Source organism: Curtobacterium sp. MCBD17_019, assembly GCF_003234555.1.
Taxonomy (GTDB): Bacteria; Actinomycetota; Actinomycetes; order Actinomycetales; family Microbacteriaceae; genus Curtobacterium.
The window spans coordinates 120,236-140,609 of record NZ_QKTT01000005.1; the positions used below are offsets into that span (position 1 = coordinate 120,236).

Sequence of the window (20,374 nt, forward strand, 5' to 3'; positions counted from 1 at the left end):
GTCGGGGCTCACGTCGCGTCGACCCCGTCAGGGGCCTCGATGACCTCGACCGAGGCCACCGAGAACCCGAGGGGCACTTGTCCCAGCGCGCTCAACAGTGCGCCCCGGGCGTCGGCGCTCTCGGCCTCGATGAGTCGTCGCTCGCTCGACACGACGACGAGCCGCACCCGATGCGTCGTCGACGGAGCGCTCCCGTGATGCTCCGGCGTCCGTCGCGGACCGTCGAGTCCGGCCGGACGAGGAGGTACCGGCAGCGGCGGACCCGGCACGCGGCCGCCGAACATCCGCGTGATCACCGTCCCGAACCGGGTTCCGCTGCGCGCCATACGACCCCCTAGTGGTGGTGTTCCGTGGGCCATGCCGGGAAGGGGTCGTCGTATGTCGCCCACTCCATCGGCCCCGCGAGGAGTTCCGCGTCCGTGACCAAGCTCCGGTCGAGGGTGCTGATGATCCGGTGGCGATCGAGGTCCTCCCCGAAGAGGACCAGCTCCTGTCCGGCAGGAGCATTCCGTGCCCAGGTGGACATTCCGGTCGGATCGAGCGCGACGGTGTCGCCGGCGCTCCGCCACGACCCGATCTGGTCGGCGCGGGTCGCGAGTTGGACCAAGCCCCGCGATCGAGCGATCCGGCCGACTCGTCCGGGCGTCAACTGCTTGTCGACGGCGTCGAAGAGCCGTCGGGGGTGGAAGGGGCGCGGATCACGGAACACGATCGCCTCGACGCCGTACCGGGGTCCCGGCTGCGTGGCCGGGTCGGCGAGGGCGTGCATCCAGCCCATCCGTTCCCCGAGTCGACGAGCACACCACCGCCCGCTCGCCCCCGTCCGTCGGGAGGACATCGCGCTCGGGCTCCGGACCACGGCCGCACCGGGGTTGAGCTGTTCGAGGACGCCGAGGGCGCTGCGGAGGGACGCGGGGCCGATGTCGTCCGCATCGCTGAGGACGATCACCGTCGCGAACTCGATCTGCGAGGCCAGTCGTTCCGCAGTGACGTAGTCGTCCAGCGGGGACGGTGCGAGCGACAGGAGCCACCGCTCGATGTCCCGCACCGCCACGACCGTCATCAGGTCGTGTAGCTCCACGGGGGTCCCTTCCGCCCGTCGGCTCTCGAACTCGGTCTCCAGCACGAACCCGATCTCCATCACGTCCGCGGCCTCCTCCAGCTCGACGATGGAGCGACCGGTGGCACCGGCTCGGGCCGACTCCAGGATCCGGTCGGCCAGGACCAAGGCGAACTCGCCGCTGTCCTCGGTACCGTCGTCGACCTCGACCGGTGCTCGGCGCGGTGCTCCGCTCAGTCGCCGGCTGACCTGTCGTCGGTCAGCGGCGCGCAGGCCGCTGACCAAGGTCACCCGGAGGACGCCGCCGTCCGGATGTGCAGACCCGAGTTCGTTCCGTGGCTCCATTGCCCCTACTCTAGTGAGAAACGTTCTCAGTAGGAGGATCATGAAGGTCAGGAACTCACTCAAGTCGCTGAAGCAGCTCCCGGGCGCGCAGGTCGTACGCCGCCGAGGTCGCACGTTCGTCATCAACAAGCTCAACCCGCGCGGGAAGGGGCGCCAGGGGTGAGTGCGACCTGATCATCTTCCGTGCACGTATTGCTACTCGTGCATGCTTGCTCTAGTGTCGGGGTCACGTCAACCGACTGATCGAAGGAGCACCACCATGACCGAGCAGGAAACCGTCGCCGAGCACACCGTCACCGAGCACCACCACGAGGACGGCTGCGGTCACGAGGCAGTGCGGCACGAGGACCACGTGGACTACGTACACGAAGGCCACAAGCACGCCGAGCACGGCGACCACTACGACGAGCACTGAGACCCTCCGCCCGGGGGTAGGGCCAACCCGCCGGACCCCCGGGCGTTGCCCGTCGGTATGCACATCTGCTTACATCGCCAGGTGACCGATCATCGAGTGAGCATCGCGGCGGAACTCTTCAAGGCCCTCTCCTCGCCGGCCCGCCTCCGGGTGCTGGTCGCCCTCATCGAGGCGCCCTGCGACGTGTCGTCGCTCGCTGCGCAGACCGAGCTGTCGCAACCGCTGGTCTCGCAGCACCTCCGCACCCTGCGACTCGCCGGGCTCGTGGAGGTCGAGCGCATCGGGCGGAACGCCGTGTACTCACTCCGGGACGAGCACGTCGCGCACATCGTCAGCGATGCGCTCACGCACGTCGGCGAAGCCGCGGCGTGAGTGCCCGTTCAGCTGCACGTGCGACCCTGCCTCCTCAGCACCACCGAGCGTCCGAGACCCGAGAGGCGTCCATGACCGAAGCACCCGTGGGGAAGAAACCCCAGCGGCAGACCGCCCAGAAGACGGCGATCCGCGACGCGCTGCGAGGCGTGCGGTCCTTCATCAGCGCGCAGGACCTGCACGAGGTCCTCCGCGCGGACGGCAGCTCGGTCGGCCTCGCCACGGTGTACCGCAACCTCAGCGACATGGCGGTGAACGGCGAGGCGGACGTCCTCCAGGCCGAGCCCGGCGTCCAGCTGTACCGGTTCTGCGGCGATGCCCACCACCATCACCTGTACTGCGTCAGCTGCGGTCGCACCGTCGAGATCGAAGCACCGATCGAGGACTGGGTCGACACGGTCGCCGCTGAGCACGGGTTCTCCCGCGTGCGCCACGTGGTCGACATCTTCGGGGTGTGCGACGACTGCCGCGCACGCGGCGTCGGAGCATAGGGCGCCTCGGGCCGGGGCACGTCTCGCTCAACCGCGCACCGAGCAGACGCTGCACCTCCCGTGGATGGTCAGGGCACCGCCCTCGCCGAAGAACGGGAGGCACGGGTCGGGATGCCGTCCTGGGTCTCTGACCTCGCTCGTACGTCCGCACGTGTCGCACACCAGGAGATCCCTGTCGGGGAGTCGGTACAGGGCCTCGCCACCGACGTACGCCTCGGTCAGCGCTCGCTCACGCGCGAGGGCGTGGAGCTCCCGGTAGACCGTCGAGAGCCCGATGCGCACTCCGCGCCCACGAATCCTCGCGAACACCGACTGCGCCGACGCAGGCGCATCATGCTCGACCAGGGCCGCGAGCACACTCCCGCGGTAACGGTGGCCTCGCGGTCGATCCTCAACCCGCTCCGTCGACGCCAACCGACACCACCCCTCCATGGAACAATCGGGAACGACTCCCGTTACCAACACGCTCCAGCATGCCGTAGTCTGCACCTATCGATAAGCGTTCTCAATAGAACGCTCGGGTGGGACACGGTCCCTGGATTGGATGGATGTCAGTGCGCATCAAGAGAATGGCGGCGATCGGCCTCGCAGCCCTGGCCGTGACCGGTGCCCTCACCGGGTGCTCGCAGTCGGCGAGCACGGGGAGCAACGGCAAGATCGTCGTCGTCGGCGCTGAGAACGAGTACTCGGACGTCGCCGCACAGATCGGTGGCAAGTACGTCGCTGCCAAGGCGATCATGAGCAACCCGAACACCGACCCGCACACCTTCGAGGCCAGCGCGAGTGTTGCGAAGGAGCTCAGCTCGGCACAGCTCCTCGTCCAGAACGGGCTCGGGTACGACGACTTCATGACCAAGCTCGCCAAGGCGTCGCCGAACGCGAGTCGGAAGGTCATCGTCGCGCAGCACGTGCTCGGCCTTCCCGACAGCACGCGGAATCCGCACCTCTGGTACGACCCGAAGACGATGCCGGCCGTTGCCGAGCGCATCGCCGCCGACCTCGGGTCGATGCAGCCGTCGCACAAGCAGTACTTCCAGCACAACCTCGCGACGTTCAAGCGGTCGCTCGAGACGTGGACGAACCAGCTGGCGTCGTTCAAACAGTCCCACGGCGACGCACCCGTCGCCGTGACAGAGCCCGTCGCGGACTACGCGCTGCAGGCCGCCGGGGTCGACATCAAGACGCCGTGGTCGTTGCAGTCGGCGATCATGAACGACACCGACCCGAGTCCGCAGAACTCCGCCGCGCAGGACGCGCTGTTCACCGGCAAGCAGGTCAAGGCGTTCCTGTACAACCAGCAGGTGACCGACTCGATCACCTCGCACTACCTGTCCCTCGCCCATGACAACGGGATCCCGGTCGTCGGCGTGTACGAAACGATGCCGACGGGCTATCACTACCAGAAGTGGATGGAGGCCGAGTTGACCGCGCTGCAGAAGGCGCTCACCAGCGGCACGTCCACCGAGAAGCTGTGACCGGTCAGACCGACCGCGACGTCCCGGGCGGGGTCCTCTCCGCCCGGGACGTCCGCGTCGTGATGTCGGGGAACCTCGTCCTCGACGGGGTCGACCTCGACGTGCAGCCCGGTGAGTTCGTCGGACTCATCGGCGCGAACGGCGCGGGGAAGACGACGCTGCTGCGCGTCCTGCTCGGCATCCTCCGACCCACCTACGGTGCCGTGCGCCGACCCGAACGCAAGGCGAGCACACACGGCATCGGGTACCTCCCCCAGAAGGTGGCGCTCGATCCCGACACGCCCCTCAGGGCACGGGACGTCGTCGCACTCGGTCTCGACGGCGGGCGGTTGGGCCTCCCGATCCGTCGTCGCGCGGTGCAGGAACGCGTGACCGTGGTCCTCCACGCCGTCGGCGCAGCCGCGTTCGCCGACCAGCGGATCGGACAGCTCTCCGGAGGCCAGCAGCAGCGCGTGCTCCTCGCGCACGCACTCATCAGCGAGCCGGCGCTGCTGCTCCTCGACGAACCCCTGGCGAACCTCGATCCGGCCAGCGCCCACGACATCGTCCGTCTCCTGGACACGCTCCGCCGTGATCGCGACGTCGCGATCGTGATGACCGCGCACGACATCAACGTCCTCATGCCGGTGATGGACCGCGTGGTGTACCTGGCGAACGGCCGCGCCGTCACCGGCGACCCCGGATCCGTCGTCCGGAGCGACGTCCTCTCGCGCCTGTACGGTCGGCCGATCCGGGTGATCGAGGCCGAAGGCCGGGTGATGGTGCTCGCGGACGACCGGGATCCCGCATCTCACCTCGCGTCCCCTGGCCTCGAGTCGGTGTCGAGACCGAACGGAACCCCCGCATGAGCCCCGCCTCGGTGATCGGCGGATTCCTCGGCAGCCCCACCATCCACACCGCACTGGTGGTCGGTGGTTTCGTCGCCCTGGTCACCGGGATCGTCGGCGTGTTCACGATCGTGCGCGGCCAGTCGTTCGCGGGACACGCGCTCGCCGACCTCGGAGCCGTCGGCGGATCCGGCGCGTTCCTCATCGGCATCAGCCAGGTGTGGGGGTTCATCGGTGCCGGCGTCCTCGCAGCACTGCTCATGGAGCTCATCGGCGTCCGTCGTCTGCAGGGTCGCGACGTCTCGACCGGCATCGTCTTCGGCTTCGGACTCGGTCTGACGGCGCTGTTCCTGTACTGGAGCACCACCGTCGGCGGCTCGAGCAACGCAGCCGTGTCCGTGCTGTTCGGATCCCTCTTCGTCATCGCTCATGACGTCATCCCGCTCGTGGTCGGACTCAGCGTCGTCGCCCTCGCCCTCGTCGCTGCGACGTACCGGTGGCTGCTCATGGAATCGCTCGATCACGGCCTTGCAGCAGCACGCGGTGTCCCCGTTCGCATCACCGGCATCGTGTTCCTCGTCGCGCTCGCCCTCGCGGTGGAGCTGTCGTCACTGACGATCGGAGCCATCCTGTCGACCGCGCTCCTCATCGGTCCCGCCGCGACGGCGCTGCTGCTGACCCGACGCTTCGGGACCGCGGTCCTCGTGTCGGCCGCTCTCGCGGTCCTCAGCACCTGGGCGGGGTGCTTCGTCTCCTTCGAGAGCTACTCCTGGGCGGGCCACGACGGCAACTGGCCCGTCAGCTTCTGCATCGTCGCCATCATCCTCGTCGTCTACCTCGCGATCCGCGTCGGAGTGGCAGTGCGACGTCATCGGATGTGGAAACCGGCGCGCGTCGGGTCAGTTCGCGGCTCGTCCCGGTCCCAGGACACCGAGGAGGTGCTGCCCTGATGTTCGCACCGTTCATGCTCAACGCCTGGCTCGCCGGGACGATCGTCGCCCTCATCGCCGGGATCGTCGGCTTCTTCGTCGTCCTCCGAGGGAACTCGTTCCTCGCCCACGCCGTACCCCACGGTGCATTCGCCGGAGCGGCAGGAGCCGTGCTCATCGGCGTCGACCCACTGATCGGACTCGGCGTGTTCGCAGCCGGCGGCGCGTTCATGATCTCGGCGCTCGGGCGGCGCGCCCGCAGTGACGTGGTCACCGCGCTCACCCTCGTCTCGATGCTCGGCCTCGGAGCGCTGTTCCTCAGCCGATCCACCGAGTACTCCGCCGAGGTGTTCGCGCTCCTGTTCGGCCAGATCCTCGGTGTCTCGAGCCTCGAGATCACGCCCATGATCATCCTCGGGGCGGTCTGCCTCATCACCCTGGGCGTCACCTACCGGCCGTTGCTCCTCGCATCGACACTGCCGGACACCGCGCCGTCGCGCGGCGTCTCACCGCAGGCGATGTCGATCCTGTTCGGCCTCATCCTCGCCTGCGCGACCACGATGAGCGTGCCCATCGTCGGGGCGCTCCTGATGTTCGCGCTCCTCGTCGGACCGCCCGCGGCCGCGCGCTTCGTCACCAGACGGCCGGCGACCGCGATCCCGCTGTCGGCCGCGCTCGCGGTCGCAGCGGTGTGGGGAGCGATCTCGCTCGCGTACGTGACCGATTGGCCCGTCGGGTTCTTCGTCACCGCCATCAGCGCCCTGATGTACCTGGCCGGGCGCCTGGCCACGGTGAGACCGACGCGCGGCCGGACGGCAGCATGACGTCCCTCCGACACGCTCCTCGCCGTCGTGGTCCCGCCCCCGACGGTCAGGTCAACGTGAACTCGTCCCTCCGCCCGCCAGGGCTGCGGTCCTGGCGGTGATGTCCGCGACGAACGCTCTCGTGTCTGCCGCGAAGGGGCCGTCGAGGTCGTCGCCGAGTTCGTCGTCGTCCGCGTCGAGGACGAGCAGCGGACGGCCAGACGCCACGTGCACGCTCGTGGTCGTCCCACAGCCGCATCGGTCGAACGTGGGGACGTCGACGCGATCGGTGCGGGCGTTCCGAGCGAGTGCATCGGCGTAGTCGCACACGGTGCGAGCAACGGCGTCGGCCACGAGGATGAACACCGGCCCGCGGACGAGGTGCTTCATCGCGCTCGCCCGTCCGTCGCCGCGCCGCTCCGGGTCTCGGACCGATCGAGGACGTGCGAGGGATTCGTGCTGAACGGGAGACGTGCCATGCCGACCTCCGGCCGTGGGTGAGAACGTCACCCTTCGGCAGCGCTGGACGTGATGGGCTTTCATGCCGCTCCACGTGACGGTATCCCTGCTGCCTGACCGCCCCGCCGGTCCGGGCGTCATCCGCTCTGCTGCAGCAGCGCAGCACGGAGCACGCGCGCCAGGGCGACGGAGTAGGCCACGGTCAGGTGCCCGCCGTCCGCGCGCACGACGATCCCGCCGACGGCCGCCGGGCAGCGCATCGCACGATCGCAGAACCACGAGGCGGTGTCCACGAAGGAGGCCCGCGGCACGTCCGCCAGCGCGCGCCGCTCGGCCGCTCGCTTCGGTGCCCACGTCGCCGGTGGCGTCGACAGGCAGGTCCCCGGGCCGGCGACCCGGACCGCGCAGGCGCTGACGGGCGTCCCCTCCGGTGGCGACCCGAGCAGGACGACGCGGGCGCCGTCGCCCGTCAGGCGCCGGGCGAGGAGGCGCGTGCCGTCGCTCCACACACGACCCCGGGCGGCGGCCGGCTGCCGGTCGTACCCGCCGGCGGCGGAGGACGCGACCACCAGGTCGGGCCGGAGCCGATGGACCTCGGCGAGCGCGGCCTCCCGCGCGGCGTCGCACGAGGTCGCGAAGGCGGGGCGGCGGCCCGCGTCGGTGGTCGTCACGATCGATGCCGGGCAGCTCTCCAGGCCGATCCCGACGACGCGCCAGCCCCGACCGCGGACGGCGTCGACGATGCCCGGCAGCCAGCTGATGGCGATCGAGTCGCCGACCACCACCAGGGTCCGCGCAGCGTGACCGTCGGAGAACGTGCAGCGGGTCGCCGCAGCGGTCAGCGTGCTCGGCGTCGTCCCCACGGGGTCGTTGAGACATCCGTCGGCCTGCAGCCGTCGAGCCGCCGCGGCCGCCGCACTCACCCGGTCCAGGTCGGGGACGGTCGCGCCCCACGCGCCGTCGTCGACCGCCGCGCGCACCGCCCGCTGCAGCGCGGTCGCGGATCGGAAGGACGCCACGTGCTGCGGGCCCGGGTCCGGCAGGTCGTCCACGCCCGTCAGGCGCCCCGGCGCGACGAACTGCGCGGCCGACAGCGCGAGCACGAGCGCGGAGGCGAGTGCGACGACGAGCGTGCCACGGGTGGTCCGCAGCCGACCCGGCTGGGGGCGCAGGGGCCTCCCGGGCGTGCCGGGACGGGGGCCGGGGCGCGTGCGCCCGTACCGGAAGGGACGCTCGACGAACCGGACGGTGAGGACGGCGAGCACCAGGGTGATCCCGAGGGCGACCGTGGGCACGACGGCTCGGCTGCGTGGTGCGACGGCGTGCAGGAACGACCACACCGGCAGGTGCCAGAGGTAGAGCGCGTAGGACCAACGGCCGACCGCTCGGCTGACCGGGTTGGTGAGCACCGCGAGCACCCGCGACGCTGCGGTCGCGCCGCAGAGGACCACCCCCGCGGCGCCGAGGACCGGGAGCGCGGCGGCCGGTCCGGGGAACGGCATGCTGGGGGTGTCGACGGCCCCGGCCAGGAGCACGGCGGCCAGCCCCGCTGCGGTCACCACGCTCGCCGCGCCGACACGAAGCCGAGCGGCGACGCGTGGCTCGGCCACCGCCGCGGCGGCTCCCACACCGAGTTCCCAGGCGCGTGACTCGAACGAGAAGTACGACCAGTCGGGCTTCGCCCGGGTCTCCCAGCAGGCGATCGCGAACGACACGGCGCAGCCCACCCCGAGTGCGATCGACAGCACTCGGTTGACGATCCGCTCGCTGGTGCCGCGATCGGCGAGGGCGCCGGGACGCCGGGACCGGCGGCGTCCGAGGGCGACCGCGCCGACGACGACCCACGGCCAGAACACGTAGAACTGCTCCTCGACCGCGAGTGACCAGAAGTGCTGCAGCGGCGAGGCCGCCCCGCTGTCCCCGAAGTAGTCCGTGGCGGCACGGATGAGGTGCCAGTTCTGGACCATGAGCATCGAGGCGACGCCGTCCCACGTGACCGCGCTCGCCCGCGCCAGGTGGTCGACGGCCCAGGCCAGGGCGACCGTGACGAGCACGGTGAGCGCCGCGGCCGGCAGCACGCGCCGTGCCCGCCGGAGCGCGAACGCGGCGAGGTCGACCGTGCCGGTCGCACCGGCCTCCCGGAGCAACCCCGTCGTGATGACGAACCCGGAGACGACGAAGAACACGTCGACCCCGACGAACCCGCCGACCGGTCGACCCAGCACGTGGGCCGCGACGACGAGTGCGACCGCGATGCCCCGGAACCCCTCGATGTCCGGACGGAACGGCGCGGTGCCGACGTGCCCGGAGGGATCCACAGCACGACGCACGGCAGCGATGCTCCGTCACGACCGGGAGGCCCGGCGCGGCTCCGCCACGGATCGCGCGTCCCGAGGACGAGGGCGTCACCCCCCGGTTCACCCGGCGCGCTCGACACCCGTCCCCGCGCGTACCGAACACTCGGACGGCGCGCGCGGGGCGGGGCACCACGACCGCCGTGGACGTCCCCCCACTGGTACGTCCACGCGGTCCCGCAGCTCTCGGGTCGAGCCGCTGCGTGTCCTGGAAGGATTCCACAGGACGGTCGTCCAGGGCAATCCTCCGTGGGGATGATCCCGTCCGAGCGCCCACCCAGTTCGGGGGACCCTGCCGCGGCGGCCGTCGCCGCGCTACCGTTCTGCCCATGGGCATCCGCGAGGACCAGCGACGTCGCACCCGGTGGACGATCCTGCTCGCGGCGGCCGCCGAGTTCGAGGAACGGGGGTACGAGGCCACCTCGTACGCATCCGTCGCCGCCCGCGCCGACGTCGCAAAGAGCCTCGTGAGCTACCACTTCGCGTCGAAGACCGACCTGGTCGACGACCTGTTCGCGATCGCGTACGAGAACGGCGTGTTCGCCGCGGCCCCGGTCGACCTCGACGCACCCCTCGACGAACTGGCGCGGTCGACGGTCCACGTCGCGATCCAGGAGGAGTCGAACGTGATCGCGCGGGCGGCCATGCGTCTGCAACGTGAGGCGCCGCTCATCCCGACACGGATGCCCCCGCCCTACCTCGGCTGGGTCGGGCGCTGCCGGAACGCCCTGACCCGCGCGATCGCCCTCGGGCAGCTCCCGGCGTGCATCGACGTGCCGTTCGAGGCCCGCATGCTCGTCGCGCAGTTCGCGGGCGTGCGCGAGGTCACGACCGCGCTCGGCGACCACGAGGGTTTCGCCGCGAGCGCGGCCGTCGGGACCCTGGACCGCTTCGCGACGATGGGCGCGTCGGCCGACGCGCTCCTGCGGGCAGCGGGTCGTTCCGCCAGCGCGATCCGGGAGGCCGGGCTCACCGGCGCGGACCGCGTCGCCAGCCGGTACGAGCACGTGGGCAGCGGGCAGGGGCGCTCGGGTCAGTCCACGACGACCCCGAGGGCGCGAGCGAACGAGGTCGCCAGCAACGCGGACTGAACCTCGGACACGGTCGCACCGCGGAGCGCCGCCGCATCCGCGACGACCGCGACGTCGGCGCCTCGGAGGTCGACGTCCCGGAGGCGGGACCCCGCTGCGGAGAGCTCGTGGATCCGACAGCCCGGGAACGCGACGCGGTCGGCCACGACGCCGCCGAGGTCGAGTTCCTCGATCGTGCAGTCCTCGAACGTGACGTCACGGAGGGTCGCGGCACGCAGGTTGACGAACCCGAGCTTGGCGCCGATGACGCGGACGTCGTCGAACGTCGAGTCGTACCACTCTGCCGACCCGATCCGGCCGGACCGGATCACGACGGACCGCCAGGTGGACCGTGGCGTGCGGAACACGGGCGCGTCGAGCACGTCCACCACGGTGTCCCGGACACGCAGCATGCCGAGGTCCGCGTCGCCGGCTCGCAGCGTGCCGATGCGACACTCCTCGACGACGAGTCCGGTCAGGGCACGGTCCACGACGTCGAGGTCACGGATGTCCCGCCCCTCGAGGAGATCGCCGGGGAGCAGGACGTCGCCCCCGCCGGGCTCGAGCTCGACGGGGGCGACGTCCTCGTGTCGGGGCGGCCGGGTGCGGTGCTCGGGCATGCCCCGATCATCGCAGCCGGTCACCGGTCAGTCGACGGGGCGCTCCAGCCCGACGCGGTCGACCTTGCGGTGGTAGTGCATCCCGGCGAGACCGCCGACGATCGCGCCGACCAGGCTGAGGACGAGGGCGACCACGACGGTGATGATCCCGGTGACGGTGAGGCTGCCCTCGTCCACGGGGATCCGCGGGAACGCGTTCACCTGCTGGAGGAAGTTCGCCTGCGTCCCGGCGATCGCGACCACGATCGCGGCGACGATCGCGATGGCGACGGCCCAGAACCAGACGGCGAGGCCCTGCTTGACGCCGTCGAACCGTGCCATGCGCCCGGCGACGTACCCGCCGCAGTAGTAGGCGACGAACAGGATCACGGCGAGCGCGATGGCGCCGATGAGTCCGACGGTGCCGGCGTTCGACGTGGCGGCCTTGCCGACCTGGTTCGCGTTCCCGCCGGTGATGCCGAGGCCGAGTCCGGCGCCGATCGCACCGAGGATCGCCGTGAGGATGACGGCCGTGCCCATCGCGGTGAGCCACCCGAAGAAGGCCGATCCGAACTTGAAGCCGCCGAACTCCTCCTTCTGGCGTCCGACGACCTCTTGCCGGGTCAAGGGCGCACGGTCCCGGTCCTCGTGCGCCACGGCACGGTCGCGGTCGTCGTGCGCCACGGCACGGTCGCGGTCCTCATGGGCCACGGCACGGTCGCGGTCCTCGTGCGCCACGGCACGGTCGCGCAGGTCGGCCCCGTCGTCGGCGGGACCCCGGTCGTCCACCGGCGCCCGGTGCTCGGGGACGTGCTCGCCGTCGTTCGGGTTGGTGAGTGGGACCGCCGGTGTCGTCTGGCGGCCGTCATCGGCGTTGCTCATGGGTTCCTCCTCGGGGCCCGTCCGGGCCGTCCCGGGTCGGACGCGGTGTGCGTCGTCCGGCCCACAGTGTGCTCGCACCACACCCGGTGCGTCATGGCTCCTGGGAACGGGGGACAGCCCCTCCCAGGCGTCACCGGTCGCGGCACCCGCGCTGTCCCTCAGCCGCGGAGCGGCCCCGACGCGGGCACGGACGAGCCCTGCCGGAATCCCTCGACGAGGTCGGCGAAGGCCTCGACCGCCGTGTGCTGTGGCTCCCACCCCAGTTCCTCGCGCGCCTTGTCGGTCCGCATGATCGGCACGTTCGCCGCGATGTCGATCCAGCCGGCGTCGGTCGGCTGGATCCGCAGGTGCCATGTCAGGGTGACGACGGCGCGGAGCAGTCGGAGCGGGATCCGGACGGCGCGACGCATGCCGAGCACCGCGGCGAGCCGCGGTGGCGTGAGCACCGGCCCGGCGGCGATGTTGAACGCGCCGGCCGCCCGCTGGTCCATCGTCCGCCAGTACGCGTCGGCGAGGTCGTCGGCATGCACCGCCTGGAACACGAACGGTCCCGGGAGCGGGAGCACCGCCCACCGGGCCGCGCGGACGACGCGCATGGGGACGAGGTGCCCGAGGAACAGTCCCCGGATCTCCGCTGCCGCCGGCTGCTGGAAGACCAACCCCGGGCGCAGGCGGGTGACCACGATGTCGGGGTGGGTGTCGGCGAACTCGTCGAGGGCCGCCTCGTTGAGCGCCTTGTGGATGCTGTACGTCGCCGTGGCCATGCCGTCGACCGGCCAGGACTCGTCCACGCGCAGCCGCTTGTCCGCAGCCCGGTAGGTGCCGACCGACGACGCCACGACGACCTGCCCCACGCCCGCGGCGGCGGCCGCTTCGAGCACGGCGGCCGTCCCCTCGACGTTGACGCGGTACTGCGTCGGGATGTCGTGCGTCGGCTGCAGCGCCCAAGCCAGGTGGACGACGGCGTCGACGTGCTCGAGGAGCGGCGTCAGGGCCGCCACGGCACCGTCGGCGCCGACGTCGACGCTGTGCCACTCGACCCCGGCGTACGGGTCGGCCGACCGGTCCGGGATCCGTCGGGCGATGCCGACGATGCCGGTCACGGCCTCCTCGGCCTGCAGGCGGCGCAGCAGCGCCGTGCCGACGTTGCCGGTGGCGCCGACGACGGCGACGCGGGTCATGCCGGAGCGCCGGGGGTCAGGACGACCTTGACGCAGCCGTCCTCCTTCTTCTGGAACACCTCGTACATGTGCGGGGCGTCCTCGAGGGACACGCGGTGCGTCGTCAGGTCGAGCGTGCCCAACGGGTCGGACGGGTCCTCGACGAGCGGCATGAGGTCGTCGAGCCAGCGGCGGACGTTGCACTGTCCCTCACGGACCGTGATCTGCTTGTCGAACAGCGTCATCATCGGCATCGGGTCGGCCGTTCCGCCGTAGACACCGCTGAGCGAGACCGTGCCGCCGCGCCGGACCAGGTCGATCGCCGCGTGCACCGCGACGAGCCGGTCGACGCCCGCGGTCTCGATGGCCTTCTGCGCGAGCTTGTCGGGCAGCAGCCCGGCCGCCCGCTGGGCGAACCCGGCGACGGCGTCACCGTGGGCCTCCATACCGACGGCGTCGACGACGCCGTCCGGCCCGCGTCCGTCGGTGAGATCCACGAGGTGCTCCACCACGTCGTCCGACATGTCGAACGTCTCGACACCGTACTTCGCCGCCATCTCGCGGCGGACGAGCTCCGGCTCGACGGCGAGCACGCGGTACCCGAGGTGCTTGCCGATCCGGGCCGCGAACTGCCCGACGGGGCCGAGCCCGAGCACCGCGAGCGTCCCGCCCTCGGGCACGTCGGCGTACGCCACGCCCTGCCACGCGGTCGGGAGGATGTCGCTGAGGAACAGGTACTGGTCGTCGGGGCCGGTCGCGGGGACCTTGATCGGCCCGTAGTCGGCGTGCGGCACCCGGAGGTACTCCGCCTGCCCACCCGGCACCTGGCCGTACATCTTCGTGTAGCCGAACAGCGCGGCACCGCTGCCGTACTGCTTCACCTGCGTCGTCTCGCACTGCGACTGCAGCCCGTGCGTGCACATCCAGCAGTGCCCGCACGAGATGTTGAACGGGATCACGACGCGGTCACCCGGAGCGAGGTTCGTCACGCCCGAACCGACCTCCTCGACGATCCCCATGGGCTCGTGGCCGAGCACGTCGCCCTTGTCGATGTACGGCCCGAGCACGCGGTACAGGTGGAGGTCGGACCCGCAGATCGCCGTCGACGTGATCCGGATGATCGCGTCGGTGGGCTCCTGGATCGTGGGATCGGGGACGGTCTCGACCGAGACCTTCTCGGTCCCCTGCCAGGTGAGTGCGCGCATGGTTCCTCCAGCTCGTCGGGCTGCGGCGGTGCCGCAGCGGTCGGCCGGGAGGCCCCTCCCGCGCCGGGTCCATCGCTACCCGTCCGCCACCTGCCACGTCCGACCCGTGCAGGTCCCGTCCAGCCGGGGGTGTCCCCCGCCCTGCGGATCGGCTCGGCCCACTGCTGGCTGGGAGGACGTCCTTGGTTGGGGGTACAACGAGGATCACTCATGCTGATCGGGGGCAAGCTCGGGTCGATCCCACCCGAAGGAGACCGTGATGCTCGAGCGCTTCCGCAACCTGCCGATATGGGCGTTGGCCGTCGTGATGTTCGTCGTCCTCGTCGTCGTCCTTGGTGGCATCGACCTCGTCGACCCGCCGCGACACACCGACTGGCCCGCGCAGCTCATCGGTGACGCCGTCTACGCGGTCCTGCTGACAGCCCTGCTGTCCGTACGGGTCAGCATCGCCCGGCGGCGCGCGGGCGGTACGAGCGCCCTCTCCGCCATGCGACGCTCCCTGAAGACCGGCCAGGTGCCCGATGACGCCGATCCCAGCACCTGGACACCGATGCTCGAGCGGTGGGAGCGGCAGCAGCGACGGTCCGCGTGGTTGGCTCCGGTGCTCTGCGCGGTCCTCGCGCTCGTCTCGGTCTGGCTGCTGACCCAGTTCGCCGATCCCATCGGGATCGCGCTCGTCGTGCTCTGGGTCGCCCTCGGCATCTGGAGCGTGGTCCAGACGCGCCGCGTGCTCCCACGGATCCGCCGGGTGCTCGGGACCCTCCAGCAGCGCGGCAGTTCGTGGACCTACCCCGCCGACGCTCCTACCGGCGGAACCGCGCCTGCGCAGCCGCAGGCAGGTGCTCCGTCGCCGCACTGAGCAGCGCACGGTCCATCCCGCTCGCGTTCGACTCGAGGAACGCGACGAGCTCGTCGTGCGAGGCCCACTTGCCGACCCCGCGCAGGACGAGCGCCACGGCGCGCCGCACGTGCTCGTTCCGCTCCCGCACGAGCCTGCCGACGATGTCGAGCGCGGTGGCGGCCTCACCGCGCTTCACGAACGCCAGGGTCGCGCTGACGGCGATGCACCGCTCCCAGACGACGTCGCTCTTGGCGAGCGCGAACAGCGGGCCACGCGGACGGTCCGCGAGCCACGCGCCCACGATGTGTTCCGCACTGACCTCGACGAGGAGGTCGCTGTCGACGCGCTCGCTGTGGGCCGCTGCCATGTAGTCCTCCACCACGACCGACCTGGTCGCGTCGTCACCGTCCCGGAACCGCTGGACGAGCAGCAGCACCGCCACGAGCCGTGCGTCCTCGACCTCGCTCCAGAGCAGCGCCCCCACCTGGCCGTCACCGAGGGCCGCGAACCGGCGCGCGACGCGTCGAGCGGCGGCGAGGTCGCCCGGGGTGCGGGCGAGTGCGCCGAGGACGTCCTCGGCGGTGTCGACGGCCACGTCAGTCCGCCGAACCGATCGCGACGGGGCGCGTGACGGACGGACAGGACCGGGAGGAGGACGGCACCGATCCAGGCTACGTGTCCGACGTCGCCGAGGGCGGAGCCGCGAAGCTCCTCGAAGCGGGTGCGATCCCGTTCCAGAAGCCAGGTCGACACCGTCGGGGAGCCCTGAGTGACCTCGTCGCGGACCAGGAGCACGAGCAGGACGAGCGTCGCTCGGCGCTCCGAGAACTCGCCGCGCTCACGCAGGGCGTCGGGACCGAGCCGGGCCCGGTCTCACCGCTGCGCCGGCACAGTGAGTTCGAGGACGATGCATGACCTCCCTCTGCCCGGTCCGGTCCTCGACGCGCTCCGGTCCTGGTCCGCCGACATGCGGAATCCCCCGCTGACCGAGGTCGGGCTCCTGCGGGCCCTGGCGCGCAGCGGCGTACCACGCTTCGCGGTGGACGCGCTCCAGCGGTTCGCGGAGCATTGAGCGCCTCCCGTTCGCGTCGGGTAGAAGGACCGTTCGGCAGTTCCCGACACGCTTCCGTCAGGCGTTCGGCGTGACCACCGCGCGCCCGGACAGCTCGCCGGCCTCGAGCCGCCGGTAGGCCTCCAGGGCGTCGTCCATCGCGAAGCGCTCCACGTCGGGCACGATCTGACCGGCTCGGTACATGTCGACGACCTCGTGGAGGTCCTCGATCGTGCCCCAGTAGGTGTTCGTCAAGGTGGACTCGTACGGCGTCGAGAAGAACGACCAGGACGTGACGCCACCGGCGATCCCGACGACGGTGAGCCGGCCTCCCTGCGCCATGGACGCCTGGGCGAGCTCGATGGTCGGCGTCGCGCCGACGAAGTCGAAGGCGGCGTCGACGCCCTTGCCTCCCGTGATCTCGCGGATCCTGGCGGCCTGATCCGGGCCTCCCGGGACGGTCACCGCACCGCGCTCGGCGGCACGCGTCATGGCGTCCGCCTTGGTGTCCGTCGCGATGACGGTCGCGCCGGTGAGGGCGGTGAGGATCTGCACGGCGATCTGGCCGAGGCCGCCGAGCCCGACGACGAGTGCGGTGCGGCCCCCGCCCGCGAGGTTCGGCAGGCTGTTCTTGATCGCGTGGTACGGCGTCAGGGCGGCGTCGCTGAGCGGCGCGGCGAGCACGGGGTCGGCGTCCCCAAGCGGTACGAGGTTCCGCGCGGGGACCGTGACGTACTCGGCCATGCCGCCGTCGCGGCCGAGTCCGATGCCGAGGTACGGCATGGTCGCGGCGTTCTCGCAGTACGTGTCCTGCCCGCGCGAGCAGGCCCTGCAGTGCCCGCACCCGATCGGGCCGTACACCAGGTAGGCGTCTCCCTCGGCGAAGCCCTCGACTCCTGGGCCAACTGCTTCGACCCAACCGGAGTTCTCGTGACCGAGCGTGAACGCCGGCGCCTGCGCCCCGGGCTGGCCTTCGGAGAAGTGTCGGTAGACGGCGACGTCCGAGTGGCAGGCGCCCGCGCCCGCGACCTTGATGAGCACCTCTCCCGGTCCCGGGACCGGCTTCGGCACGTCGGTGAGCGAGGGGAAGGTCTGCCACTGTTCGAAGACGACGGCGCGCATGGATGGCTGCTCTCTGTGCTGGTGGTGGCCCATCGGCACCCCGTCATCGAGTCGGCGCGGCGTCGCGGTCGGATGGAAGATCCGGCAGTCACACTACACCTGTCGCTGTGCACGACAGGTGTCGTTGACCGGTCCGGAGGCCCGCCCCACCGTCCTCCATGCGAGGCTGGACCCCTGATCCCCACCCCGCTCGGAGGCACATCCCCATGACCTACGTCGCCCGTGACGACCGCTACGACTCGATGCCGTTCCGCCGGACCGGCCGGTCCGGCCTCGACCTGCCGCTGCTCTCACTCGGGTACTGGCACAACTTCGGTGACGACCGACCGTTCGAGACCCAGCGCGCGATCAGCCGGCGGGCGTTCGACCTCGGGATCACGCACCACGACCTCGCGAACAACTACGGGCCGCCCTACGGCGCCGCGGAGATCAACTTCGGCCGCATCATGCGGGAGGACCTCCACCCGTACCGGGACGAGCTCGTCATCTCGACCAAGGCCGGTTGGGACATGTGGCCGGGTCCGTACGGGCAGGGCGGCGGGAGTCGGAAGTACGTGCTCGCATCGCTCGACCAGTCGCTGCAGCGCATGGGCCTCGACTACGTGGACGTCTTCTACTCGCACCGCCTCGACGCCTCCACGCCGCTCGAGGAGACCATGACCGCGCTCGACACGGCTGTCCGGCAGGGCAAGGCGCTCTACGTCGGGATCTCCTCGTACGACACGGAGCGGACCCGTCAGGCGGCGGCGATCCTCCGCGACCTCGGCACCCCGCTGCTCATCCACCAGCCGTCGTACTCGATGCTCAACCGCTGGATCGAGACCGAGGGCCTCCTCGACGCCGCGGACGAGCTCGGGTTCGGGGTCATCGGGTTCACGGCGCTCGCGCAGGGCCTGCTCACGGGCAAGTACCTCGACGGCGTGCCCGAGGGGACCCGCGCCGCCGCCGGCACCTCGTTCGACCCCTCGGTCATCACGCCCGAGGTCGTCGGTCACCTCCGGGCGCTGCACGACATCGCGGCCGCTCGGGGGCAGTCCCTCGCCCAGCTCGCACTCGCGTGGGCCCTCCGCGACGAGCGGGTGACCTCGCTCGTGATCGGCGCCTCGCGGGTCGAGCAGGTCGAACAGAACGTCGCGGCGCTCGACCACCTGTCCTTCACGGAGGACGAGCTGCGCGCCATCGACGAGCACGCGGTGGACTCGGCCGGCATCGACCTGTGGGCGGGCGCTCGGGCCGGCGAGGTCTGAGCGCCGTCGGTCAGTGCGCTCAGCTGCGGGGGCGGTTCAGGTCCCGGGGGTGCCGCCCGCCGCCGCGCCGGGGTCGGGGTCGGGATCGGGGTCGGGGCCTGTTCCGGCCCCGTCCCTCGGGCGGCTGCCGTGGAGGCCACCCGGCGTGAAGTCCCCTTGGCGCAGGCCGTCACGGACCGCGCGGAGGGCCGCAACGAACCCGGCGTCGAACCGTTCGTCGTCCGGGTCGGGGTCCGCCAGCGTCTGCGCGATCCACGTGTCCAGTTGCCGCGCCACCGACAGGTGCGCCAGGTACTCGACGGGCCGGTCCTGCAGGAGCCGGTCGATGCGCGACGCCGAGTAGCTGCGGAGGCGGTCCGGCTCGAAGTCGAACACGCTGGGGATCAACATGACATGAAGCTAGACGGTCTAGCGATCTCCGTCCGGGGGGTTGCGCAAAGCGGACCGGATGGAGGCCACTCCGGGCCTCCATCCGGTCCGCGCGATCGAGCGTCAGCGCGTCAGCGCGTCAGCGCGTCAGCGCGTCAGCGCGTCGAGATGATGTACGTCACGGACGAGCCGGGCGTGCTGATGCTCACGGTGTAGCGGTCGCTGGTGTAGGTCGCCTGCGTGGCGGTGCCGCCGCCCTGCTTGGTGAAGCCGGCAGACGCGAGTGCCTGGCCCGCCTGGGCGAAGCCCTTCCCGCCCTTCGGCGAGACGGTGGCGCTCCAGCCGTCGCTGGCGTTGCCGCGGGCGACGATCACGTCACCCTTGACGACGGGCACGGCCTTCGGGAAGTTCGCCGGCAGCTTCGACGAGGACGACGACCCCGATGCGGAGGAGGCCGACGCGGAGCCGGAGGAACCGGCGGAGGTGCTCGAGCTGCAGCCGGCGAGCAGTGCGGCCGCTGCGAGTGCGGTCGCGGCGCCGACCACGAATCGGGTGGAACGGGTGGTGCTGTGGAGCTGGTGCATTGATCCTTCTGGGACTCGGTGCGTTTCCTGTGGACACACCAGGATCGCACTGACTCCCTGCGTCTCCGGTCGACGTCAGCGCGGCAGGAGCCGGAGCGGCACCCCGGCGTCGCGGAGCGCGAGTGTGGCGAGGACCCGGACCGCGTCGGGCTCCCCGGCCCGCCACCGCTCGACCACGGTGGGTTCCACGGCACGCAGCGTGCGGGGGTGCGCGTGCGCCAACGCCTGTGCCGCGAGGGCTTCCAGTCCGAGCGGTGTGCGCAGCAACGCCCGGACCGCGGCCGCCCGCCGCACGAAGCCGCCCCGCCGGCGCAGCCACAGGACGACGACGAGGAGGACGGGCAGGCCCGCCACGACGACGCCGACGAGGACCGCGACGTGGTGGGCTGCCTCCTGCTGGTCGCGCCCCGCGGCGACGAGGGTCCGGGCGGCGTCACTCGCGTTCCGGAACGGCGTGCTCACGGCACGGCCCGCGAACGGCAGGTCGGCGATGCGGTCCGCCGCCCGCGACATGGTGCTGCGGAAACCCTCACCCGCGTCCTGCACGCGCCGGCCAACGTCACCGAGTGCGGCGATCGACGCCCCGACCGCGCGCCCGAGCAGGACCGCCAGGACGATCGCGACGAGGGCAACCACGTCGGCGACCAGCTGCCGCACACGACGGACGGGATCGGCGGCGTACAGCTGCATGGGGCCTCCTCGCGTGGGCCCCGA

27 protein-coding genes are annotated in these 20,374 nt (G+C 71.5%); 13 read left to right on the forward strand and 14 right to left on the reverse strand.

Translation table 11 applies throughout. The features are described 5' to 3' along the window. Window positions 1–8 precede the first annotated feature (8 nt). Entirely contained in the window at window positions 9–167 is a 159-nt protein-coding gene (locus DEI82_RS16190; RefSeq protein ID WP_181435127.1) for a hypothetical protein, read from the reverse strand. A 167-nt stretch (window positions 168–334) separates the two neighbouring features. Beyond that, complete coding sequence (locus DEI82_RS06700; protein ID WP_181435128.1) at window positions 335–1,405, reverse strand: GTP-binding protein; 1,071 nt, start codon at window positions 1,403–1,405, stop codon at window positions 335–337. 40 nt (window positions 1,406–1,445) lie between these two features. Between DEI82_RS06700 and ykgO the strand changes: the two genes are divergently transcribed. From ykgO to DEI82_RS06720, 4 genes are all read left to right on the forward strand, one after another. Beyond that, window positions 1,446–1,568 carry a type B 50S ribosomal protein L36 gene (gene ykgO / locus DEI82_RS06705; protein WP_071274734.1) on the forward strand — a complete coding sequence of 41 codons (123 nt, stop codon included), beginning with the start codon at window positions 1,446–1,448 and terminating at the stop codon, window positions 1,566–1,568. A 96-nt stretch (window positions 1,569–1,664) separates the two neighbouring features. Then, entirely contained in the window at window positions 1,665–1,820 is a 156-nt protein-coding gene (locus DEI82_RS06710) for a zinc transporter permease (RefSeq protein ID WP_111010625.1), read from the forward strand. 81 nt (window positions 1,821–1,901) lie between these two features. Then, entirely contained in the window at window positions 1,902–2,192 is a 291-nt protein-coding gene (locus tag DEI82_RS06715; RefSeq protein WP_258368623.1) for a helix-turn-helix transcriptional regulator, read from the forward strand. A 71-nt stretch (window positions 2,193–2,263) separates the two neighbouring features. Beyond that, on the forward strand, window positions 2,264–2,683 hold the full coding sequence (locus DEI82_RS06720) for a Fur family transcriptional regulator (RefSeq protein ID WP_111010623.1): 420 nt from the start codon (window positions 2,264–2,266) through the stop codon (window positions 2,681–2,683). A 27-nt stretch (window positions 2,684–2,710) separates the two neighbouring features. Here the strand turns inward: DEI82_RS06720 and DEI82_RS16655 are convergent, their stop codons facing one another. Then, on the reverse strand, window positions 2,711–3,115 hold the full coding sequence (locus tag DEI82_RS16655; RefSeq protein ID WP_111036229.1) for a Fur family transcriptional regulator: 405 nt from the start codon (window positions 3,113–3,115) through the stop codon (window positions 2,711–2,713). 116 nt (window positions 3,116–3,231) lie between these two features. On the opposite strand from DEI82_RS16655, the gene DEI82_RS06730 reads away from it, so the two are divergent. The 4 genes from DEI82_RS06730 to DEI82_RS06745 are packed head-to-tail and all read left to right on the forward strand — an operon-like array spanning window position 3,232 to window position 6,738. Next, entirely contained in the window at window positions 3,232–4,158 is a 927-nt protein-coding gene (locus DEI82_RS06730) for a metal ABC transporter solute-binding protein, Zn/Mn family (RefSeq protein WP_220037242.1), read from the forward strand. Further along, window positions 4,155–5,006 carry a metal ABC transporter ATP-binding protein gene (locus tag DEI82_RS06735; protein ID WP_220037243.1) on the forward strand — a complete coding sequence of 284 codons (852 nt, stop codon included), beginning with the start codon at window positions 4,155–4,157 and terminating at the stop codon, window positions 5,004–5,006. The genes DEI82_RS06730 and DEI82_RS06735 overlap by 4 nt, the downstream gene beginning before the upstream one ends. Then, the gene (locus DEI82_RS06740; protein ID WP_111036233.1) at window positions 5,003–5,935 is read left to right on the forward strand and encodes a metal ABC transporter permease; all 933 of its coding nucleotides are present in this window, start codon (window positions 5,003–5,005) and stop codon (window positions 5,933–5,935) included. The genes DEI82_RS06735 and DEI82_RS06740 overlap by 4 nt, the downstream gene beginning before the upstream one ends. Then, window positions 5,935–6,738 carry a metal ABC transporter permease gene (locus tag DEI82_RS06745; RefSeq protein WP_111010619.1) on the forward strand — a complete coding sequence of 268 codons (804 nt, stop codon included), beginning with the start codon at window positions 5,935–5,937 and terminating at the stop codon, window positions 6,736–6,738. The genes DEI82_RS06740 and DEI82_RS06745 overlap by 1 nt, the downstream gene beginning before the upstream one ends. Window positions 6,739–6,789: 51 nt before the next feature. On the opposite strand, the gene DEI82_RS06750 is transcribed toward DEI82_RS06745, so the two are convergent. Then, window positions 6,790–7,107: a hypothetical protein gene (locus DEI82_RS06750; RefSeq protein ID WP_111036235.1), complete on the reverse strand. Its 318-nt coding sequence runs from the start codon at window positions 7,105–7,107 to the stop codon at window positions 6,790–6,792. A 206-nt stretch (window positions 7,108–7,313) separates the two neighbouring features. Then, window positions 7,314–9,506, reverse strand: a complete 2,193-nt coding sequence (locus DEI82_RS06755) for an acyltransferase family protein (protein WP_111036237.1) — start codon at window positions 9,504–9,506, stop codon at window positions 7,314–7,316. 353 nt (window positions 9,507–9,859) lie between these two features. Between DEI82_RS06755 and DEI82_RS06760 the strand changes: the two genes are divergently transcribed. After that, window positions 9,860–10,621 (forward strand): TetR/AcrR family transcriptional regulator, encoded by a 762-nt coding sequence (locus DEI82_RS06760; protein WP_111025822.1) that lies wholly within the window; start codon window positions 9,860–9,862, stop codon window positions 10,619–10,621. Here DEI82_RS06760 and DEI82_RS06765 read toward each other — a convergent pair. The 4 genes from DEI82_RS06765 to DEI82_RS06780 all read right to left on the reverse strand — a co-directional run bounded on the left by DEI82_RS06765 (window position 10,564) and on the right by DEI82_RS06780 (window position 14,446). Beyond that, window positions 10,564–11,220 carry a pentapeptide repeat-containing protein gene (locus tag DEI82_RS06765; RefSeq protein WP_111025824.1) on the reverse strand — a complete coding sequence of 219 codons (657 nt, stop codon included), beginning with the start codon at window positions 11,218–11,220 and terminating at the stop codon, window positions 10,564–10,566. The genes DEI82_RS06760 and DEI82_RS06765 overlap by 58 nt on opposite strands. Before the next feature lie 27 nt (window positions 11,221–11,247). After that, complete coding sequence (locus DEI82_RS06770) at window positions 11,248–12,081, reverse strand: hypothetical protein (RefSeq protein WP_111036238.1); 834 nt, start codon at window positions 12,079–12,081, stop codon at window positions 11,248–11,250. 158 nt (window positions 12,082–12,239) lie between these two features. Next, window positions 12,240–13,262 carry an NAD-dependent epimerase/dehydratase family protein gene (locus DEI82_RS06775; protein WP_111036240.1) on the reverse strand — a complete coding sequence of 341 codons (1,023 nt, stop codon included), beginning with the start codon at window positions 13,260–13,262 and terminating at the stop codon, window positions 12,240–12,242. Then, on the reverse strand, window positions 13,259–14,446 hold the full coding sequence (locus DEI82_RS06780) for a zinc-dependent alcohol dehydrogenase (RefSeq protein WP_111010613.1): 1,188 nt from the start codon (window positions 14,444–14,446) through the stop codon (window positions 13,259–13,261). The genes DEI82_RS06775 and DEI82_RS06780 overlap by 4 nt, the downstream gene beginning before the upstream one ends. Window positions 14,447–14,705: 259 nt before the next feature. Here DEI82_RS06780 and DEI82_RS06785 point away from each other — a divergent pair, with 259 nt between their 5' ends. After that, window positions 14,706–15,305, forward strand: a complete 600-nt coding sequence (locus DEI82_RS06785) for a hypothetical protein (RefSeq protein WP_111036242.1) — start codon at window positions 14,706–14,708, stop codon at window positions 15,303–15,305. On the opposite strand, the gene DEI82_RS06790 is transcribed toward DEI82_RS06785, so the two are convergent. Next, window positions 15,250–15,882, reverse strand: a complete 633-nt coding sequence (locus tag DEI82_RS06790; RefSeq protein WP_181435130.1) for a DNA alkylation repair protein — start codon at window positions 15,880–15,882, stop codon at window positions 15,250–15,252. The two genes, DEI82_RS06785 and DEI82_RS06790, sit on opposite strands and share 56 nt — an antisense overlap. 32 nt (window positions 15,883–15,914) lie before the next feature. On the opposite strand from DEI82_RS06790, the gene DEI82_RS15965 reads away from it, so the two are divergent. Next, window positions 15,915–16,202: a hypothetical protein gene (locus DEI82_RS15965; protein WP_146242853.1), complete on the forward strand. Its 288-nt coding sequence runs from the start codon at window positions 15,915–15,917 to the stop codon at window positions 16,200–16,202. Continuing rightward, a complete protein-coding gene (locus DEI82_RS16195; protein ID WP_181435131.1) occupies window positions 16,195–16,359 on the forward strand; it encodes a hypothetical protein in 165 nt (54 codons plus the stop codon). The genes DEI82_RS15965 and DEI82_RS16195 overlap by 8 nt, the downstream gene beginning before the upstream one ends. A gap of 57 nt (window positions 16,360–16,416) precedes the next feature. Here DEI82_RS16195 and DEI82_RS06795 read toward each other — a convergent pair whose 3' ends face one another. Further along, window positions 16,417–17,460 carry an NAD(P)-dependent alcohol dehydrogenase gene (locus DEI82_RS06795; protein WP_111036246.1) on the reverse strand — a complete coding sequence of 348 codons (1,044 nt, stop codon included), beginning with the start codon at window positions 17,458–17,460 and terminating at the stop codon, window positions 16,417–16,419. 206 nt (window positions 17,461–17,666) lie between these two features. Here DEI82_RS06795 and mgrA point away from each other — a divergent pair, with 206 nt between their 5' ends. Next, window positions 17,667–18,707: an L-glyceraldehyde 3-phosphate reductase gene (gene mgrA, locus DEI82_RS06800; protein ID WP_111010609.1), complete on the forward strand. Its 1,041-nt coding sequence runs from the start codon at window positions 17,667–17,669 to the stop codon at window positions 18,705–18,707. 36 nt (window positions 18,708–18,743) lie between these two features. On the opposite strand, the gene DEI82_RS06805 is transcribed toward mgrA, so the two are convergent. From DEI82_RS06805 to DEI82_RS06815, 3 genes are all read right to left on the reverse strand, one after another. Then, window positions 18,744–19,097: a hypothetical protein gene (locus DEI82_RS06805; protein WP_111012981.1), complete on the reverse strand. Its 354-nt coding sequence runs from the start codon at window positions 19,095–19,097 to the stop codon at window positions 18,744–18,746. A gap of 134 nt (window positions 19,098–19,231) precedes the next feature. Next, entirely contained in the window at window positions 19,232–19,660 is a 429-nt protein-coding gene (locus DEI82_RS06810) for a hypothetical protein (RefSeq protein WP_111036248.1), read from the reverse strand. Between the two features lie 75 nt (window positions 19,661–19,735). Beyond that, window positions 19,736–20,350 carry a hypothetical protein gene (locus DEI82_RS06815; protein WP_111036249.1) on the reverse strand — a complete coding sequence of 205 codons (615 nt, stop codon included), beginning with the start codon at window positions 20,348–20,350 and terminating at the stop codon, window positions 19,736–19,738. Window positions 20,351–20,374: the final 24 nt, after the last annotated feature.